Here is a 17844-nt window from a genome sequence, read left to right on the forward strand (position 1 = left end):
CGCCCACCGTGGCTTACTCTTCGACCTTGCCGCCAGCGGCTTCGATGGCCTGGCGCGCACCCTTGGTGACCATGATCCCCTTGAGGGTCACGGCCTTGTCGATGGTGCCGGAGGCCATGACCTTGACCCGCTGGATGTTGCGGTTGATGAGGCCGGCCTTGCGCAGGGCATCCAGATCGATGACCTCGGCGTCCACCTTGTTCAGCTCGTGCAGGCGGATTTCGTCGGTCACCATGCCGATCCGCGAGCGGAAGCCCACCTTGGGCAGGCGACGTTGCAGCGGCATCTGGCCGCCTTCGAAACCGACCTTGTGGAAGCCGCCGGAACGGGATTTCTGGCCCTTGTGACCCCGGCCGGCCGTCTTGCCCAGACCGGATCCGATGCCGCGGCCGACGCGCTTGCGCGGCTTGCGGGCGCCCTCGGCGGGCTTGAGTGTATTCAGACGCATCTTCTCAGCTCTCCTCGACGACCTGGACCATGTAGCTGACCTTGTTGATCATGCCACGGGTGCAGGGGGTATCCTCGACTTCCACCACCTGGTGCATGCGCCGCAGGCCCAGGCCGCGCACGCAGGCCTTGTGGGCGGCCAGTCGGCCATTCGTGCTGCGCACCAGCTTTACCTTGATCTTGCCTTTGTCTGCCATGGGTCTAGTCCAGAATCTCGTCGACCTTCTTGCCCCGCTTGGCCGCGACCTGCTCCGGAGAGGACATGGCCGCCAGACCCTTGATGGTGGCGCGGACGACATTGATGGGGTTGTTGGAACCGATGCACTTGGCCAGCACGTCGTGCACGCCGACCACGTCGAACACGGCACGCATGGGACCGCCGGCGATAACCCCGGTCCCTTCCGAGGCCGGCTGCATGTAGACCTTGGCGGCCCCGTGCTCGGCGGTGATCGGGTACTGCAGGGTGCCGTTCTTCAGGGGCACCTGCACCATGTTCTTGCGAGCGTTCTCCATGGCCTTCTGGATGGCCACCGGCACCTCGCGGGCCTTGCCGCGGCCGAAACCGACCCGGCCCTGGCCGTCACCGACCACGGTCAGCGCGGAGAAACCGAAAATCCGGCCACCCTTGACCACCTTGGCGACGCGTCGGATGCCGACCAGCCGCTCCTGCAGGCCGTCGCCGTTCTGTTCTTTATCGAATCCAGCCATGATTTAACCCTTAGAATTGCAGCCCGGCTTCACGCGCGGCATCCGCCAGCGCCTTCACCCGGCCGTGGTACTTGAAGCCCGAACGATCGAATGCCACCGTGGTGACCCCTGCGGCCTTGGCCTTCTCGGCAATCAGCTTGCCGACCACGGCCGCGGCCTCGGCATTGCCGGTACTCTTGAGTTCCTTCTTGACATCGGCCTGAACGGTCGAGGCCGCCGCGATGACTTCGCTGCCGTTGGGCGCGATGACCTGGGCGTAGATGTGCCGCGGCGTGCGGTGCACCGTGAGGCGCGGCACGGCCAGTTCGCGGATCTTGGCGCGGGTGCGGCGAGCGCGGCGCAGTCGGATTGCTTTCTTGTCCATAGTCTTGTCCTGCCCTTACTTCTTCTTGGCTTCTTTGCGCACGATGTGCTCGTCGGCGTACTTGACGCCCTTGCCCTTGTAAGGCTCCGGCGGGCGGAAGGCGCGGATTTCCGCGGCCACCTGGCCCACCTTCTGCTTGTCGATGCCCTTGACCACCACCTCGGTCTGGCTCGGCGCCTCGATGGTGATGCCCTCGGGCGCCTCGTAGCTGATCGGGTGCGAATGCCCCAGGGTCAGGTTCAGGTTGCGGCCCTGGACCTGGGCACGATAGCCCACGCCGACCAGCTCCAGCTTCTTCTCGAAACCGGTGCTCACCCCGATCATCATGTTGTTGACCAGGGAACGGGCGGTGCCGCTCTGGGCCACGGCGCCCGGCATGCCCTCGCGGGGCACGAAGGTCAGCACGTCGCCGTCACGGACGATTTCCACACTCGGATGAATGGTCCATTCCAGGGTGCCCTTGCCGCCCTTGGCCGTGACGTGCTGACCGTCGATGGTCAGCTCGACGCCCTTGGGAATGTTCAGCGGGGTGATTCTAGCCATGTTCTTTCGACCTGTCGTTTACTGTACGGTGCACAGGATTTCTCCACCGTGCCCGGCCTTGCGGGCCGCGCGGTCGGTCATCAGACCGGCCGAGGTGGAGACGATGGCGATGCCGAGTCCGCCCATCACGCGGGGCAGTTCGTCCTTGCCCTTGTAGATCCGCAGGCCCGGACGGCTGACGCGCTTGATCTTCTCGATCACCGGCCGGCCCTCGTGATACTTGAGGCCGATGCGCAGACCGGGCTTGCCCTCGAACTCGGTTTCCTCGACGGCGGCGATGTAGCCCTCGTCGAGCAGTACCTGGGCGATGGCCTTCTTCTGCTTGGACAGCGGCATGGTCACGTCCGGCTTGCCGGCATGCAGCGCATTGCGGATGCGGGTCAGCATGTCGGCGATGGGATCACTCATACTCATCGGTTTTGCTCCTGCAAATCTCGGTTACCAGCTGGCCTTGCGCAGACCGGGCACGTTGCCCTGCATGGTGTGTTCACGCAGCTTGTTGCGGCACAGGCCGAACTTGCGGTAGACCGCATGGGGCCGGCCGGTCAGGCGGCAACGACGCTGCTGGCGTACGGGCGAGGCATTGCGCGGCAGCTTCTGCAACTGTTCCTGCGCGGCCATGCGCTCCTCGTACGGGGTTTCGGGGTTCTTGATGATGGCCTTGAGTTCCGCCCGCTTCTTGGCGTACTTCTTGACCATCTTTTCGCGCTTCTTCTCGCGCTCGATCATGCAAACCTTGGCCATGTCTCTCTCCTGGACCTATGACTTGAGCGGGAAGTTGAACGCCTTGAGCAGCGCTCGGCCTTCCTCGTCAGTGCGGGCGGTGGTGGTGATGGTGATGTCCATGCCACGCAGGGCATCGATCTTGTCGTATTCGATCTCCGGGAAGATGATCTGCTCCTTCACGCCCATGCTGTAGTTGCCCCGCCCGTCGAAGGACTTGGGGCTGAGCCCGCGGAAGTCCCGAATCCGGGGGATGGCAATGCTGATCAGACGGTCCAGGAACTCGTACATCCGCTCCCGGCGCAGGGTCACCTTGCAGCCGATGGGCCAGCCTTCCCGCACCTTGAATCCGGCCACGGACTTGCGGGCCTTGGTGATGATGGGCTTCTGGCCGGCGATCTTGGTCATGTCGGCCACGGCGTGCTCGAGCACCTTCTTGTCGGCCACCGCCTCACCCACCCCCATGTTGAGGGTGATCTTGGTGATCCGCGGGACCTCCATGATGCTCTTGTAGCCAAACTGCTCCTGGAGCTGCTTGACCACCTGGTCCTTGTAGAATTCCTGTAATCTCGCCATCGTTCTGCAACCTGGATTGTTTAGGCGTCAATGACTTCGCCGTTGGATTTGAAATACCGTACCTTGCGGCCGTCTTCGAGGAACTTGAAGCCCACCCGGTCGGCCTTGCCGGTGGTCGGGTTGTAGATCGCCACGTTGGAGACATCCAGCGGCATCTCCTTCTCGACGATCCCGCCGGGGATGCCGAGATTGGGATTGGGCTTCTGGTGCTTCTTCACCAGGTTGACGTTTTCCACGACCACCCGGCCGGTTTCGGGAATCACCCGAACCACGGTTCCGCGCTTGCCCTTGTCCTTGCCGGTGATGACGATGACCTCGTCACCTTTCTTGATCTTGAACATGTCTAGTCTCTGCCTTACAGAACTTCAGGAGCCAGGGAAATGATCTTCATGAACTGCTCAGTACGCAGTTCACGGGTCACCGGCCCGAAGATACGGGTGCCGATGGGCTGCAACTGGTTGTTGAGCAGCACCGCGGCGTTGCTGTCGAAGCGGATCACCGAGCCGTCGGGCCGGCGCACGCCCTTGCGGGTACGCACCACCACGGCGTTGAACACGTCACCCTTCTTCACGCGACCGCGCGGAATGGCTTCCTTGATGCTCACCTTGATGATGTCGCCCACGCCGGCATAGCGGCGCTTCGACCCACCGAGCACCTTGATACACTGCACCCGACGCGCGCCGCTGTTGTCGGCGACTTCGAGCATGGTTTGCATCTGAATCATGGCTTGTCTCCGCTGAACCTGTGGATCGTCCGATCCTTAAACCGTGGCTGCCCGTTCGACGATCTTTTCCAGAACCCAGGTCTTGGTCTTGGAGATCGGCCGGCATTCACTGATGGTGACCAGATCGCCGATCTGGCACTCGTTGTTTGCATCGTGCGCATGCAGCTTGGTGGAGCGCTTGATGTACTTGCCGTACACCGGGTGCTTGACGCGGCGTTCCACCAGCACGGTGATGGTCTTGTCCATCTTGTCGCTGACCACACGGCCGGTGACCGTGCGCTTGTTCTTCTGTCCTTCGCTCATGCTGTCTTACCTGCTTTTTCGTTCAGGATGGTCTTGATCCTGGCAATGTTGCGGCGCACGGCCTTGAGCTGGTGCGGCCGCGCCAGCTGCCCGGTGCCCTTCTGCATCCGCAGGTTGAACTTTTCGCGGGTCAGGTTCAGCAGCTCCTGTTTGAGCTCCTCGACACTCTTCTCACGCAATTCGCTGGCTTTCATCACAGTACCGTCCGGGTTACGAAGGTGGTGGAAATCGGCAGTTTGGCCGCGGCCAGGCGAAACGCCTCGCGGGCCACGTCTTCGGCCACCCCTTCCATTTCATACAGCACGCGGCCCGGCTGGATCTGGGCCACCCAGTATTCGACGTTGCCCTTGCCCTTGCCCATGCGCACTTCCAGGGGCTTCTTGGAGATGGGCTTGTCGGGAAACACGCGGATCCAGATCTTGCCGCCACGCTTGATGTGCCGGGTCATGGCCCGCCGGGCGGCTTCGATCTGGCGGGCCGTCAGGCGGCCCCGGCCGGTGGCCTGCAGGCCATACTCGCCGAAGCTGACCTTGTTGCCCCGGGTCGCCAGGCCGCGGTTGCGCCCTTTCTGTTGCTTGCGGAATTTCGTGCGTTTCGGTTGCAGCATGTCTCTGGACTCCTGTTAGCCGGCGGCCTTCTTCTTGGCTTCGGGTTCGGCGCCTTCCTGCTTGCCGATCACCTCGCCCTTGAAGATCCACACCTTGACACCGATGATGCCGTAGGTGGTGGCCGCTTCGGCAAAACCGTAATCGATGTCGGCACGCAGGGTGTGCAGGGGCACGCGGCCTTCCCGGTACCACTCGCTGCGGGCGATTTCCGCGCCATTGAGGCGGCCGGCAACCATGATCTTCACGCCCTGGGCGCCGAGGCGCATGGTGTTCTGCACGGCGCGCTTCATGGCCCGGCGGAACATGATCCGGCGCTCGAGCTGCTGGGCCACGCTCTCGGCCACCAGCTGGGCGTCGAGTTCCGGCTTGCGGATCTCTTCGATGTTGATGTGCACCTGGGGCAGGTTCATCATCCGGGTCACTTCCTTGCGCAGGCGCTCGATGTCTTCCCCCTTCTTGCCAATCACCAGGCCGGGCCGGGCCGTGTGAATGGTGATGTTGGCCGTGCCTGCGGTGCGTTCAATCTGGATGCGGCTCACGGAAGCCTGCTTCAGCTTCTGCTTGATGAAGTCGCGCGCCTGCAGATCGGCATGCAGCAGCTCGGGATAGTCCTTGCTGTTGGCGTACCACTTGGAGGTGAAGTCCTTGACGATGCCAAGGCGGATACCCGTCGGATGTACTTTCTGACCCATGCTGATTCTCGCTTATTTGTCGGCGACCATCACGGTGATGTGACTGGTCCGCTTGAAAATGTGGTTGACCGCACCCTTGGCCCGGGGACGCCAGCGCTTCATGGTCGGCCCCTCGTCAACGAAGATGCGGCTGACCTTCAGCTCGTCGATGTCGGCCCCTTCGTTGTGCTCGGCGTTGGCAATCGCCGACTCCAGCACCTTCTTGACGATGCCAGCGGCCTTCTTGGGGCTGAAGGTCAGGATCTGCAGGGCACGCTCGACCGGCAGGCCACGGATCTGGTCGGCGACCAGGCGGCACTTCTGCGGCGAGATGCGCGCGTGCTTGAGTTTTGCTGCAACTTCCATTTTCGAAACCTCTTACTTGGCTTTCTTGTCAGCCATGTGGCCCTTGTAGGTGCGCGTGGGCGCGAATTCGCCGAGCTTGTGACCGACCATGTTCTCGGAAATCAGGACCGGAACGTGCTGGCGGCCGTTGTGCACGGCGATGGTCAGGCCGATCATGTCGGGCACGATCATCGAGCGGCGCGACCAGGTCTTGATCGGCTTCTTGCTGTTGGCTTCCTGGGCCTCGCGCACCTTCTTGGCCAGGTGCAGGTCGACAAACGGGCCTTTTCTGATCGAACGTGGCATGTTGGCTCTCTATACGTTGACGTTACTTCTGGTTGCGACGGCGCACGATCATCTTGTCGGTACGCTTGTTCTTGCGGGTCTTGTAACCCTTGGTCGGGACGCCCCAGGGGGTCACCGGATGGCGGCCGCCGGAGGTGCGGCCCTCGCCGCCACCGTGGGGGTGGTCCACCGGGTTCATGGCCACGCCGCGCACGGTCGGACGCACGCCGCGCCAGCGCTTGGCGCCAGCCTTGCCCAGCTTGCGCAGGTTGTGCTCACCGTTGCTGACCACGCCGATGGTGGCGCGGCAGTCGGCATGGACCTTGCGCATCTCGCCGGAGCGCAGGCGCAGGGTGGCGTAGCTGCCTTCGCGGGCCACCAGTTGCACCGAGGTGCCGGCGCTGCGGGCCAGCTGGGCACCCTTGCCGGGCTTGAGTTCCACGGCATGCACGGTGGTGCCCACCGGAATGTTGCGCAGGGGCAGGCAGTTGCCGGTCTTGATCGGGGCGTTCTGGCCGCTGAGCAGCACGTCGCCGGCCTGGATGCCCTGGGGCGCGATGATGTAACGGCGCTCGCCGTCGGCATACAGCATCAGGGCGATGTGGGCGCTGCGGTTGGGATCGTATTCCAGGCGCTCGACCCGGGCCTCGATGCCATCCTTGTTGCGCTTGAAGTCGATGATCCGGTAGTGCTGCTTGTGCCCGCCGCCGCGGTGCCGGGTGGTGATCCGGCCCAGGTTGTTGCGGCCGCCATTGCGGGATTTCTTCTCCAGCAGCGGCGCATAGGGCTTGCCCTTGTGCAGTGCCGGCTCCACCACCTTGACCACGAAGCGGCGGCCGGGGGATGTCGGTTTGGTCTTTACGACTGCCATGTTCTTGTCCTCAAGCCTTATTCAGCGCCGATGAAGTTGATGTCCTGGCCTTCCTTCAGGCGGACATAGGCCTTCTTCCAGTTCTTGCGACGGCCCAGGCCGGTGCGGGTACGCTTGGTCTTGCCCTTGACGTTGACCACCTGCACGCCTTCCACGTTGACCTCGAAGAGCATCTCCACGGCGGCGCGGATCTCGGCCTTGGTGGCATCGGGGGCCACCTTGAACACCACCTGGTTGGCCTCGTCGGCGGCAATGGTGCTCTTTTCGGTCACGTGCGGCGCCAGCAGCACGTTCATCAGTCGTTCCGGGTTCATGCCAGGGACTCCTCGATTTTCTTCACGGCGTCGACGGTCATGACGATCTTGTCGTAGCCCACCAGGCTGACCGGATCGATGGCCGCCACGTCGCAGATCCCCACGTTGGGAATGTTGCGGGTCGACAGGTACAGCGGCTCGCTCAGTTCGGCGGTGACGATCAGCCCCTTGTCCACGCCCAGCTTGTTGAGCTTCTCGGCCATTTCCCTGGTCTTGGGCTTGTCCATGTCGAAGTTGTCGATCACCAGCAGGCGTTCCTGGCGCACCAGCTCGGAGAGGATGGAGCGGATGGCCGCCCGGTACATCTTCTTGTTGAGCTTCTGGCTGTGATCCTGCGGCGTGGCGGCGAAGGTCTTGCCGCCCCCGCGCCACAGCGGGCTGCGGATGGTGCCGGCCCGGGCCCGGCCGGTGCCTTTCTGGCGCCAGGGCTTCTTGCCGCCGCCGCGCACGGCGGAGCGGTTCTTGTGGGCGCGGGTCCCGGCCCGGGCGCCGGCCAGGTAGGCCACCACGGCCTGGTGCACCAGAGGCTCGTTGAAATCGGCGGCAAAGTTGGCGTCGGAGACTTCGATGGTCTTGGTCGAGGCCTTGCCGGTGGCGGTTGTCAGGTTCAGTTCCATGGTTTACTTCTCCCCTCCACGGGCCTTCACGGCCGGGCGCACGATCACGTCGCCACCCTTGGCGCCGGGCACGGCGCCCTTGACCAGCAGCAGGTTGCGTTCGGCGTCCACGCGCACGATTTCCAGGTTCTGCATGGTGCGCTGCACGGCGCCCATGTGGCCGGCCATGCGCTTGCCCTTGAACACGCGGCCCGGGGTCTGACACTGACCGATGGAACCGGGCGCGCGGTGCGACAGGGAGTTGCCGTGGGTGGCGTCCTGTGTGCGGAAGTGATGCCGCTTGACGCCGCCGGCGAAGCCCTTGCCGATGCTGATCCCGGTCACGTCCACCTTCTGGCCGTTCTCGAAGATGTCCACCTTGATCTCGGCGGCCGGGGCCAGATCCTCGCCCTCGCCGTCGTCCAGGCGGAACTCCCACAGGCCGCGCCCGGCCTCGACGCCGGCTTTGGCGAAATGCCCGGCCAGCGGCCTGGTCACGCGGGAGGCCTTGCGGGTGCCGGTGGTGACCTGCACGGCGCGGTAGCCGTCGGTTTCGGCGGTCTTGACCTGGGTCACCCGGTTCGGCGCCACTTCGATCACGGTCACCGGCAGGGACGCGCCGTCTTCGGTGAAGACGCGGGTCATGCCCAGCTTGCGACCAATTACACCAATTGTCATTGTCTTGAACTCCGGTTGCGGATGGCGCTGCCGTTACTGCAGTTGAATCTGAACATCGACGCCAGCGGCGAGATCCAGCTTCATCAGCGCATCGACCGTCTTGTCGGTCGGGTCGATGATGTCCATCAGGCGCTTGTGGGTCCGCAGCTCGTACTGGTCACGCGCATCCTTGTTCACGTGCGGGGAAATCAGCACGGTGAAGCGCTCTTTCTTGGTCGGCAGCGGAATCGGGCCACGCACGTGGGCGCCGGTTCGCTTGGCCGTTTCCACGATCTCGCGGGCCGACTGATCGATCAGGCGATGGTCGAAGCCCTTGAGGCGGATGCGGATGTTCTGATTCTTGGCCATGTTTCTCTCGGTTTCGGTCCAGATTATTCGATGATCTTGGAGACCACGCCGGCGCCGACGGTGCGGCCGCCCTCGCGGATGGCGAAGCGCAGGCCTTCCTCCATGGCGATCGGGGCGATCAGGCTCACGGTCATCTGCACGTTGTCGCCCGGCATCACCATCTCCACCCCTTCCGGCAGGTCACAGGAGCCGGTCACGTCCGTGGTCCGGAAGTAGAACTGCGGACGGTAGCCGTTGAAGAACGGGGTGTGACGACCGCCTTCGTCCTTGCTCAGCACGTACACTTCGCACTCGAACTTGGTGTGCGGGGTGATCGAGCCGGGCTTGGCCAGCACCTGGCCGCGCTCCACTTCGTCACGCTTGGTGCCGCGCAGCAGCACGCCCACGTTGTCGCCGGCCTGACCTTCGTCCAGCAGCTTGCGGAACATTTCCACCCCGGTCACGGTGGTGCTCTGGGTCGGGCGGATGCCGACGATTTCCACTTCGTCGCCCACCTTGACGATGCCGCGCTCGATACGTCCGGTCACCACGGTGCCGCGACCGGAAATCGAGAACACGTCTTCCACCGGCATCAGGAAGTCGCCGTCAATCGCGCGCTCCGGCTCGGGGATGTATTCGTCCATCGCCGCCACCAGCTTCTCGATGCTCGGCACGCCGATGTCGGATGTGTCGCCTTCCAGGGCCTTGAGGGCCGAGCCGATGACCACGGGGGTGTCGTCGCCCGGGAAGTCGTAGCTGTCCAGCAGCTCACGCACTTCCATCTCCACCAGCTCCAGCAGCTCTTCGTCGTCGACCATGTCGGCCTTGTTCAGGTACACGACGATGTACGGCACGCCCACCTGGCGCGACAGCAGGATGTGCTCCCGCGTCTGCGGCATGGGGCCGTCCGCGGCAGAGACCACCAGGATGGCGCCGTCCATCTGCGCGGCGCCGGTGATCATGTTCTTCACGTAGTCGGCGTGCCCGGGGCAGTCCACGTGCGCGTAGTGACGCTTCTCCGACTCGTATTCCACGTGCGCCGTGGCAATCGTGATCCCGCGCGCCTTCTCTTCCGGCGCCGAGTCGATCTGGTCATACGCCTTGGCTTCGCCGCCGAACTTCTCGCCCATCACCTTCGTGATCGCCGCCGTCAGCGTCGTCTTGCCATGGTCCACGTGACCAATCGTGCCAACGTTCACGTGGGGTTTCGTACGTTCAAATTTTTCCTTGGACACGGTGCTTACCCTCTGACTGAATTGGTTTGAATCAGGATGCCTTCTTGATGATCTCGTCGGCGATGTTCGCCGGCGCCTCGGCGTACTTCTCGAATTCCATGCTGTAGGTGGCGCGGCCCTGGGTGGCGGAGCGCAGATCGGTGGCATAGCCGAACATCTCGGCCAGCGGCACCTCGGCGCGGATCACCTTGCCCGCGGGGCTGTCGTCCATGCCCTGGACCAGGCCACGGCGACGGTTCAGGTCGCCCATCACGTCCCCCATGTATTCCTCGGGGGTCACCACTTCCACCTTCATGATCGGCTCGAGCAGCACCGGGTTGGCCTGCTTCGCGCCTTCCTTGAAGCCCATGGAACCGGCGATCTTGAAGGCCATTTCGGAGGAGTCCACCTCGTGGTAGGACCCGTCGAACAGGGTGACCTTCACGTCGACCACCGGATAGCCGGCGATGACGCCGTTTTCCATCTGCTCCTGGATGCCCTTGTCCACCGCCGGGATGTATTCCTTGGGCACCACGCCGCCAACGATCTCGTTGACGAATTCATAACCCTTGCCGGGCGGCTGCGGCTCGAGGCGCAGCTTGACGTGGCCGTACTGGCCGCGACCGCCGGACTGACGGACGAACTTGCCTTCGGCCTCGACCGTCTTGCGGATGGTTTCGCGGTAGGCCACCTGGGGCGCGCCCACGTTGGCATCCACCTTGAACTCCCGCTTGAGGCGGTCGACGATGATCTCCAGATGCAGCTCGCCCATGCCGGAGATGATGGTCTGGCCCGACTCCTCGTCGGTGTGCACCCGGAAGGACGGGTCTTCCTGGGCCAGCTTGGCCAGGGCGATGCCCATCTTTTCCTGGTCCGGCTTGGTCTTGGGCTCGATGGCCACCGAGATCACCGGCTCCGGGAACTCCATTCGCTCCAGGACGATGACGTTCTCCGGGTCGCACAGGGTGTCGCCGGTGGTCACGTCCTTCAGGCCCACGGCGGCGGCGATGTCGCCGGCGCGGACTTCCTTGATTTCGTCGCGGTGGTTGGCGTGCATCTGCACGATGCGCCCCACGCGCTCCTTCTTGCCCTTGACCGAGTTGTAGACCGTGTCGCCCGAGTTGATCACGCCCGAGTAGACCCGGAAGAAGGTCAGGGTCCCCACGAAGGGGTCGGTGGCGATCTTGAAGGCCAGGGCCGCGAACGGCTCGTCGTCGCTGGCGTGGCGCTCGGCCTCGGTCTCGCCGTCGTCCAGGGTGCCCTTGATGGCCGGCACGTCCACCGGCGAGGGCATGTAGTCGATCACCGCGTCGAGCATGGCCTGCACGCCCTTGTTCTTGAACGCGGAACCGCACAGGGCCGGGATGATCTCGTTGGCCAGGGTGCGGATGCGCAGGCCCTGCTTGATCTCCTCGGCGGACAGGTCCCCCTCGTTGAGGTACTTGTCCATCAGTTCCTCGCTGGCCTCGGCGGCGGCCTCGACCATCTGTTCCCGCAGCTCGATGGCCTTGTCCTGCAGCTCGGCCGGGATCTCGCGCTCCTCGTAGGTGGCGCCCATGTCGGCCTCGTTCCAGTAGATGGCCTTCATGCGGATGAGGTCGACGATGCCCTCGAAATTCTCCTCGGCGCCGATGTTGAGCTGGATGGGCACCGGGTTGGCGCCCAGCCGCTCGCGGATCTGCTCGACCACCCGCAGGAAGTCGGCGCCGGCGCGGTCCATCTTGTTGACGAAGGCCAGGCGCGGCACACCGTACTTGTTGGCCTGGCGCCAGACCGTCTCGGACTGGGGCTCGACGCCGCCCACGGCGCAGAACACGGCACAGGCCCCGTCCAGCACCCGCAGGGAGCGCTCCACCTCGATGGTGAAGTCCACGTGCCCCGGGGTGTCGATGATGTTGATCCGGTGCTGGGGATACTGCCGGTCCATGCCCTGCCAGAAGCAGGTGGTGGCGGCCGAGGTGATGGTGATCCCCCGCTCCTGTTCCTGCTCCATCCAGTCCATGGTCGCCGCGCCGTCGTGGACCTCACCGATCTTGTGCGAGATCCCGGTGTAGTACAGGATGCGCTCGGTCGTCGTCGTCTTGCCGGCATCGATGTGCGCCATGATGCCGATATTCCGATAACGTTCGATGGGTGTCTGGCGTGCCACGGTCTTTCCGTATCCCCGGGTTCGGGATCCTCCTCTCTATATGTTCGGTTGCGCGAAAACTACCAACGATAGTGGGCGAATGCCTTGTTGGCCTCGGCCATGCGGTGCGTGTCTTCCCGCTTCTTGACGGCCGCGCCGCGGTTCTCGGAGGCCTCCAGGATCTCCCCGGCCAGGCGGGCGCCCATGCCCTTCTCGCCGCGCCGGCGGGCGGCATCGACGATCCAGCGCATGGCCAGGGCGTTGCGCCGCTCGGGCCGCACTTCCACCGGCACCTGGTAGGTGGCGCCGCCGACCCGGCGGGACTTCACTTCCACCATCGGACGCACGTTGTCGAGGGCCGTCTCCAGGGCTTCGACCGCGTCCTTCTTGCTCTTCTCGGCCACGGTGTCGAGCGCGCCGTAGACGATCTTCTCGGCCACCGACTTCTTGCCGTTGAGCATCACCATGTTGATGAACTTCGCGATCATCTCGGAGCGATACTTCGGATCCGGCAGAATCGCCCGTTTTTCAGCTTGTCGCCTTCTCGCCATCGGATTTTTCCTGACGTTTCAATTAGTTACACAAACCCGCCAGCCTGGCGGATTGTTCGGAAATCTAGGCCTTGGGCCGCTTGGCGCCGTACTTGGAGCGCCCCTGGCGGCGGTCGCTCACGCCGGCGGTGTCCAGCGAGCCGCGCACCACGTGGTAGCGCACGCCCGGCAGGTCCTTCACCCGGCCGCCGCGGATCAGCACCACCGAGTGCTCCTGGAGGTTGTGCCCCTCGCCGCCGATGTAGCTGGTGACCTCGTAGCCATTGGTGAGCCGCACACGGGCCACCTTGCGCATGGCCGAGTTCGGCTTCTTGGGCGTGGTGGTGTAGACGCGGGTGCAGACCCCGCGCTTCTGGGGGCAGGCTTCCAGCGCCGGGACGTTGCTCTTTTCCGCCTTCCGCTTGCGCGGCTTGCGAACCAGTTGGTTGATAGTCGCCATGATTCTTTCTTACTCCAGAAAATAAACGACAGGCCGGAGGACCCGACCTGTCGTAAGGCGCGAAATTGTAGGGATACCCGGGGTTCCTGTCAACAGGATCCCCGGGGTAAATCGCCGATTATTTCAGAACTTAGCCCTGATCGGCCGGTTCGGAGGCCGATTCGCCGTCGGCCTCCGCCGCCGGGGCCTCCTCGGCCGCGGTGGCGGCGCTGAGCGCGGCGGTTTCCGCGGCCAGCACCTCGTCGGCGGTCATCACCCGGCGCTGGCGGCGCTGCTCGGCATGGAAGGCCAGGCCGGTGCCGGCCGGGATGAGCCGGCCGACGATGACGTTCTCCTTGAGGCCGCGCAGGTCGTCCACCTTGCCGGTGACCGCCGCCTCGGTGAGGACGCGGGTGGTCTCCTGGAAGGAGGCCGCGGAGATGAACGACTCGGTGGCCAGCGAGGCCTTGGTGATGCCGAGCAGCATGGGCTCGAACTCGGCCGGGCGCTTGCCCTCGGCCACCAGCTTCTCGTTGTCCTCGAGGATGCGGGTCTTCTCCACCTGCTCGCCGCGCAGGTACTTGGAGTCGCCGGGCTCGGTGATCTCCACCTTGCGCAGCATCTGCCGGACGATGACCTCGATGTGCTTGTCGTTGATCTTCACGCCCTGCAGGCGGTAGACGTCCTGCACCTCGTTGACGATGTAGCGGGCCAGCTCCTCGACCCCCAGCAGGCGCAGGATGTCGTGGGGGTTCGGCTCGCCCTCGACGATCACCTCGCCCTTCTCCACGTGCTCGCCCTCGAACACGGTGACGTGACGCCACTTCGGGATCAGGGTCTCGTAGGGCTCGCCGCCATCGGTCGGGGTGATCACCAGGCGCTGCTTGCCCTTGGTCTCCTTGCCGAAGGAAATGGTGCCGGAGATCTCCGCCAGGATGGAGGATTCCTTGGGCTTGCGGGCCTCGAACAGATCCGCCACCCGGGGCAGACCGCCGGTGATGTCGCGGGTCTTGGAGGACTCCTGCGGGATGCGGGCCAGAATGTCGCCCACGCCCACCTCGGCGCCGTCCTTGAGCTGGATGATGGCGCCGGCCGGCAGGTAGTAGTGGGCCGGGATCTCGGTGCCCGCCAGGTTCAGGTCGTTGCCGTCCTTGTCCACCAGCTTGACCATGGGCCGCAGATCCTTGGCCTGGGTGCCGCGCTGCTTGGGATCGGTGACCACCAGCGAGGTGAGACCGGTGATCTCGTCCACCTCGGAGTTCACGGTCACGCCTTCGACGATGTCCTCGAACTTCACGATGCCCGCCACTTCGGTGACGATCGGGTGGGTGTGCGGGTCCCAGGTGGCCACCACCTGGCCGGCGTCCACCTTGTCGCCGTCGTTGACGGAGATCTGGGCGCCGTAGGGCACCTTGTAGCGCTCGCGCTCGCGGCCGTGTTCATCGAGCACGGTGATCTCGCCCGAGCGGGAGACGGCCACGTTGTTGCCGGAGGCGTGGCGCACGGTCTTGATGTTGTGCAGGCGCACGGTGCCGGCGGTCTTGACCTCGATGCTGTTGGCCGCCGCCGACCGGCTGGCGGCGCCGCCGATGTGGAAGGTGCGCATGGTGAGCTGGGTGCCCGGCTCGCCGATGGACTGGGCGGCGATCACGCCGACCGCCTCGCCTTCGTTGACCAGATGCCCGCGGGCCAGGTCACGGCCGTAGCAGGTGGCGCACACGCCGTAGCGGTTCTCGCAGGTGATGGGCGAGCGGACCTTGATGTGGTCGATGGCCAGCTCCTCGATCTTCTCCATCCAGCGCTCGTCGAGCAGGGTGCCGGCCGGGATCAGCACCTCGTCGCTGTCGGCCTTGCGCACGTCCTCGGCCAGCACGCGGCCCAGGGCCCGTTCGGAGAGGGGCTCGACCACGTCGCCGCCCTCGATGAGGGAGGCCATCATCAGACCGTTGTCGGTGCCGCAGTCCTCGCCGATGATCACCAGATCCTGGGAGACGTCCACCAGGCGACGGGTCAGGTAGCCCGAGTTGGCGGTCTTCAAGGCCGTGTCGGCCAGGCCCTTGCGCGCGCCGTGGGTGGAGATGAAGTACTGCAGCACCGAGAGCCCTTCACGGAAGTTGGCGGTGATGGGCGTTTCGATGATGGAGCCGTCGGGCTTGGCCATCAGGCCGCGCATCCCGGCCAGCTGCCGGATCTGGGCGGCGGAGCCACGGGCCCCGGAGTCGGCCATCATGTAGATGGAGTTGAAGGAGGGCACCTTGACGAGGTTGCCGTCCTTGTCCTTCACCTCCTCGGTGCCGAGGCGCTCCATCATGGCCTTGGCGATGAGGTCGTTGGTGCGCGACCAGATGTCGATGACCTTGTTGTAACGCTCGCCCTGGGTCACCAGACCGGAGGTGTACTGCTCCTCGATCTCGCGCACCTGTTCCTCGGCATCGGCCAGGATCTCGGCCTTCTCGGGCGGGATGACCATGTCTTCCACGCCGAAGGAGACGCCGGCCCGGGTCGAGTAGGCGAAGCCCATGTACATGAGCTGGTCGGCGAAGATCACCGTGTCCTTCAGGCCCAGGCGCCGATAGCAGGCGTTGATCAGGTTGGAGATGGCCTTCTTCTTCATGTCGCGGTTGACGAGATCGAAGGGCAGGCCTTCGGGCACGATCTCCCAGATCAGGGCACGGCCGACGGTGGTGTCCTGCAGGGTGGTCCGTTCGTGGCGCTCGCCGTCGTCGTCGAATTCCACCTCGGTGATGCGCACCTTGATCTTGGCCTGCATGTCCACCACGCGGTTGGAGTAGGCGCGCATGACCTCGTTGGTGTCGGCGAAGACCATGCCCTCGCCCTTGGCGTTGATGCGCTCGCGGGAGAGGTAGTACAGACCCAGCACCACGTCCTGGGAGGGCACGATGATGGGCTCGCCGTTGGCCGGCGAGAGGATGTTGTTGGTGGACATCATCAGCGCCCGCGCCTCGAGCTGGGCTTCCAGCGAGAGAGGCACGTGCACGGCCATCTGGTCGCCGTCGAAGTCGGCGTTGAAGGCGGTGCACACCAGCGGGTGAAGCTGGATGGCCTTGCCCTCGATGAGCACCGGCTCGAAGGCCTGGATGCCCAGGCGGTGCAGGGTCGGGGCGCGGTTGAGCATCACCGGATGTTCGCGGATCACCTCTTCGAGGATGTCCCAGACTTCCGGCCCTTCCTTCTCCACCATCTTCTTGGCCGCCTTGATGGTGGTGGCCAGGCCACGGCGCTCCAGCTTGCTGAAGATGAAGGGCTTGAACAGCTCCAGGGCCATCTTCTTGGGCAGGCCGCACTGGTGCAGCTTGAGGGTCGGGCCGACCACGATCACCGAACGGCCCGAGTAGTCCACGCGCTTGCCCAGCAGGTTCTGGCGGAAGCGGCCCTGCTTGCCCTTGATCATGTCGGCCAGGGACTTGAGCGGGCGCTTGTTGGAGCCGGTGATGGCGCGGCCGCGGCGGCCGTTGTCGAGCAGCGCGTCCACCGATTCCTGGAGCATGCGCTTCTCGTTGCGCACGATGATGTCGGGCGCGTTGAGATCCAGCAGCCGGCGCAGACGGTTGTTGCGGTTGATCACCCGGCGGTAGAGATCGTTGAGATCGGAGGTGGCGAAGCGGCCGCCTTCCAGGGGCACCAGCGGGCGCAGCTCCGGCGGCAGCACCGGCAGCACGGTCATCACCATCCATTCGGGCTTGTTGCCCGACTCGATGAAGGCCTCCAGCAGCTTGAGGCGCTTGCCCAGCTTCTTGAGCTTGGTCTCGGACTTGGTGGCGGCGATGTCCTCGCGCACCTGGGCGGCTTCCTTCTCCAGGTCCAGGCTGCTGAGCAGGGCGTGGATGGCCTCGGCGCCCATGCGCGCGTCGAACTCGTCACCGAATTCCTCGATGGTCTCGAGGTAGGCCTCGTCGGAGAGCAGCTGGCCGCGCTCGAGGGTGGTCATGCCCGGATCGATGACCACGAAGGCCTCGAAGTAGAGCACCCGCTCGATGTCGCGCAGGGTCATGTCCAGCAGCAGGCCCATGCGCGAAGGCAGGGACTTGAGGAACCAGATGTGGGCCACCGGGCTGGCCAGCTCGATGTGGCCCATGCGCTCGCGGCGCACCTTGGCCAGGGTCACCTCGATGCCGCACTTCTCGCAGATCACGCCGCGGTGCTTGAGGCGCTTGTACTTGCCGCACAGGCATTCGTAATCCTTCACCGGGCCGAAGATCTTGGCGCAGAACAGGCCGTCGCGCTCCGGCTTGAAGGTGCGGTAGTTGATGGTCTCCGGCTTCTTCACCTCGCCGTAGGACCAGGAACGGATCTTCTGGGGCGACGCCAGGCCGATGCGGATGGCGTCGAAGTCTTCAACCTGCCCTTGCTGCTTGAGGATCTTGAGTAGATCTTTCACGTTGTCACTCCTGAGATAGTGCATTCGGGCTTGCGCCCGAGGTTGCCGGCC

Annotated in this window: 26 protein-coding genes; all 26 read right to left on the minus strand. The window is 64.6% G+C overall.

Annotated features, from left to right (window positions below):
- Window positions 1-13: 13 nt before the first annotated feature.
- Window positions 14-448 carry a 50S ribosomal protein L15 gene (gene rplO, locus ACZ5BH_RS03055; RefSeq protein WP_464890451.1) on the minus strand — a complete coding sequence of 145 codons (435 nt, stop codon included), beginning with the start codon at window positions 446-448 and terminating at the stop codon, window positions 14-16.
- A gap of 4 nt (window positions 449-452) precedes the next feature.
- Window positions 453-644, minus strand: coding sequence for a 50S ribosomal protein L30 (rpmD, locus tag ACZ5BH_RS03060; protein WP_464890452.1), 192 nt, complete (start codon window positions 642-644; stop codon window positions 453-455).
- Window positions 645-648: 4 nt separating this feature from the next.
- Window positions 649-1155, minus strand: a complete 507-nt coding sequence (rpsE, locus tag ACZ5BH_RS03065; RefSeq protein ID WP_464890453.1) for a 30S ribosomal protein S5 — start codon at window positions 1153-1155, stop codon at window positions 649-651.
- 10 nt (window positions 1156-1165) lie between these two features.
- Window positions 1166-1519, minus strand: coding sequence for a 50S ribosomal protein L18 (rplR, locus tag ACZ5BH_RS03070; protein WP_464890454.1), 354 nt, complete (start codon window positions 1517-1519; stop codon window positions 1166-1168).
- Window positions 1520-1534: 15 nt separating this feature from the next.
- Window positions 1535-2062: a 50S ribosomal protein L6 gene (rplF, locus tag ACZ5BH_RS03075; RefSeq protein ID WP_464890455.1), complete on the minus strand. Its 528-nt coding sequence runs from the start codon at window positions 2060-2062 to the stop codon at window positions 1535-1537.
- Window positions 2063-2080: 18 nt separating this feature from the next.
- Window positions 2081-2476, minus strand: coding sequence for a 30S ribosomal protein S8 (gene rpsH, locus ACZ5BH_RS03080; protein WP_464890456.1), 396 nt, complete (start codon window positions 2474-2476; stop codon window positions 2081-2083).
- A 24-nt stretch (window positions 2477-2500) separates the two neighbouring features.
- Entirely contained in the window at window positions 2501-2806 is a 306-nt protein-coding gene (rpsN, locus tag ACZ5BH_RS03085) for a 30S ribosomal protein S14 (protein WP_464890457.1), read from the minus strand.
- 15 nt (window positions 2807-2821) lie between these two features.
- Window positions 2822-3361 carry a 50S ribosomal protein L5 gene (gene rplE / locus ACZ5BH_RS03090; RefSeq protein WP_464890458.1) on the minus strand — a complete coding sequence of 180 codons (540 nt, stop codon included), beginning with the start codon at window positions 3359-3361 and terminating at the stop codon, window positions 2822-2824.
- A 20-nt stretch (window positions 3362-3381) separates the two neighbouring features.
- The gene (gene rplX / locus ACZ5BH_RS03095; RefSeq protein WP_464890459.1) at window positions 3382-3702 is read right to left on the minus strand and encodes a 50S ribosomal protein L24; all 321 of its coding nucleotides are present in this window, start codon (window positions 3700-3702) and stop codon (window positions 3382-3384) included.
- Window positions 3703-3716: 14 nt separating this feature from the next.
- Window positions 3717-4085, minus strand: a complete 369-nt coding sequence (gene rplN, locus ACZ5BH_RS03100; RefSeq protein ID WP_464890460.1) for a 50S ribosomal protein L14 — start codon at window positions 4083-4085, stop codon at window positions 3717-3719.
- 36 nt (window positions 4086-4121) lie between these two features.
- Window positions 4122-4388 (minus strand): 30S ribosomal protein S17, encoded by a 267-nt coding sequence (rpsQ, locus tag ACZ5BH_RS03105; protein WP_464890461.1) that lies wholly within the window; start codon window positions 4386-4388, stop codon window positions 4122-4124.
- Window positions 4385-4582 (minus strand): 50S ribosomal protein L29, encoded by a 198-nt coding sequence (gene rpmC / locus ACZ5BH_RS03110; RefSeq protein ID WP_464890462.1) that lies wholly within the window; start codon window positions 4580-4582, stop codon window positions 4385-4387. Before rpmC ends, rpsQ begins: the two co-directional genes overlap by 4 nt.
- Window positions 4582-4995: a 50S ribosomal protein L16 gene (gene rplP / locus ACZ5BH_RS03115; protein ID WP_464890463.1), complete on the minus strand. Its 414-nt coding sequence runs from the start codon at window positions 4993-4995 to the stop codon at window positions 4582-4584. Before rplP ends, rpmC begins: the two co-directional genes overlap by 1 nt.
- A gap of 15 nt (window positions 4996-5010) precedes the next feature.
- Window positions 5011-5688: a 30S ribosomal protein S3 gene (gene rpsC / locus ACZ5BH_RS03120; RefSeq protein WP_464890464.1), complete on the minus strand. Its 678-nt coding sequence runs from the start codon at window positions 5686-5688 to the stop codon at window positions 5011-5013.
- Window positions 5689-5700: 12 nt separating this feature from the next.
- On the minus strand, window positions 5701-6033 hold the full coding sequence (rplV, locus tag ACZ5BH_RS03125; RefSeq protein WP_464890465.1) for a 50S ribosomal protein L22: 333 nt from the start codon (window positions 6031-6033) through the stop codon (window positions 5701-5703).
- Window positions 6034-6045: 12 nt separating this feature from the next.
- Window positions 6046-6318 carry a 30S ribosomal protein S19 gene (gene rpsS, locus ACZ5BH_RS03130; RefSeq protein ID WP_464890466.1) on the minus strand — a complete coding sequence of 91 codons (273 nt, stop codon included), beginning with the start codon at window positions 6316-6318 and terminating at the stop codon, window positions 6046-6048.
- A gap of 22 nt (window positions 6319-6340) precedes the next feature.
- On the minus strand, window positions 6341-7168 hold the full coding sequence (gene rplB / locus ACZ5BH_RS03135) for a 50S ribosomal protein L2 (RefSeq protein ID WP_464890467.1): 828 nt from the start codon (window positions 7166-7168) through the stop codon (window positions 6341-6343).
- Window positions 7169-7185: 17 nt separating this feature from the next.
- Window positions 7186-7482, minus strand: a complete 297-nt coding sequence (rplW, locus tag ACZ5BH_RS03140; RefSeq protein ID WP_464890468.1) for a 50S ribosomal protein L23 — start codon at window positions 7480-7482, stop codon at window positions 7186-7188.
- Window positions 7479-8099, minus strand: coding sequence for a 50S ribosomal protein L4 (gene rplD / locus ACZ5BH_RS03145; protein ID WP_464890469.1), 621 nt, complete (start codon window positions 8097-8099; stop codon window positions 7479-7481). The genes rplW and rplD overlap by 4 nt, the downstream gene beginning before the upstream one ends.
- A 3-nt stretch (window positions 8100-8102) precedes the next feature.
- Window positions 8103-8756: a 50S ribosomal protein L3 gene (gene rplC, locus ACZ5BH_RS03150; RefSeq protein ID WP_464890470.1), complete on the minus strand. Its 654-nt coding sequence runs from the start codon at window positions 8754-8756 to the stop codon at window positions 8103-8105.
- 33 nt (window positions 8757-8789) lie between these two features.
- Entirely contained in the window at window positions 8790-9104 is a 315-nt protein-coding gene (gene rpsJ / locus ACZ5BH_RS03155) for a 30S ribosomal protein S10 (protein ID WP_464890471.1), read from the minus strand.
- A 23-nt stretch (window positions 9105-9127) separates the two neighbouring features.
- Window positions 9128-10318 carry an elongation factor Tu gene (gene tuf, locus ACZ5BH_RS03160; protein ID WP_464890472.1) on the minus strand — a complete coding sequence of 397 codons (1191 nt, stop codon included), beginning with the start codon at window positions 10316-10318 and terminating at the stop codon, window positions 9128-9130.
- Window positions 10319-10349: 31 nt separating this feature from the next.
- On the minus strand, window positions 10350-12446 hold the full coding sequence (gene fusA, locus ACZ5BH_RS03165; protein WP_464890473.1) for an elongation factor G: 2097 nt from the start codon (window positions 12444-12446) through the stop codon (window positions 10350-10352).
- Window positions 12447-12505: 59 nt separating this feature from the next.
- Entirely contained in the window at window positions 12506-12976 is a 471-nt protein-coding gene (rpsG, locus tag ACZ5BH_RS03170; RefSeq protein WP_464890474.1) for a 30S ribosomal protein S7, read from the minus strand.
- 64 nt (window positions 12977-13040) lie between these two features.
- A complete protein-coding gene (rpsL, locus tag ACZ5BH_RS03175; protein WP_464890475.1) occupies window positions 13041-13415 on the minus strand; it encodes a 30S ribosomal protein S12 in 375 nt (124 codons plus the stop codon).
- A gap of 130 nt (window positions 13416-13545) precedes the next feature.
- Window positions 13546-17793, minus strand: a complete 4248-nt coding sequence (gene rpoC / locus ACZ5BH_RS03180) for a DNA-directed RNA polymerase subunit beta' (protein ID WP_464890476.1) — start codon at window positions 17791-17793, stop codon at window positions 13546-13548.
- Window positions 17794-17844 lie beyond the last annotated feature (51 nt).

The sequence above is a fragment of the Thioprofundum lithotrophicum genome (genome assembly GCF_055387065.1).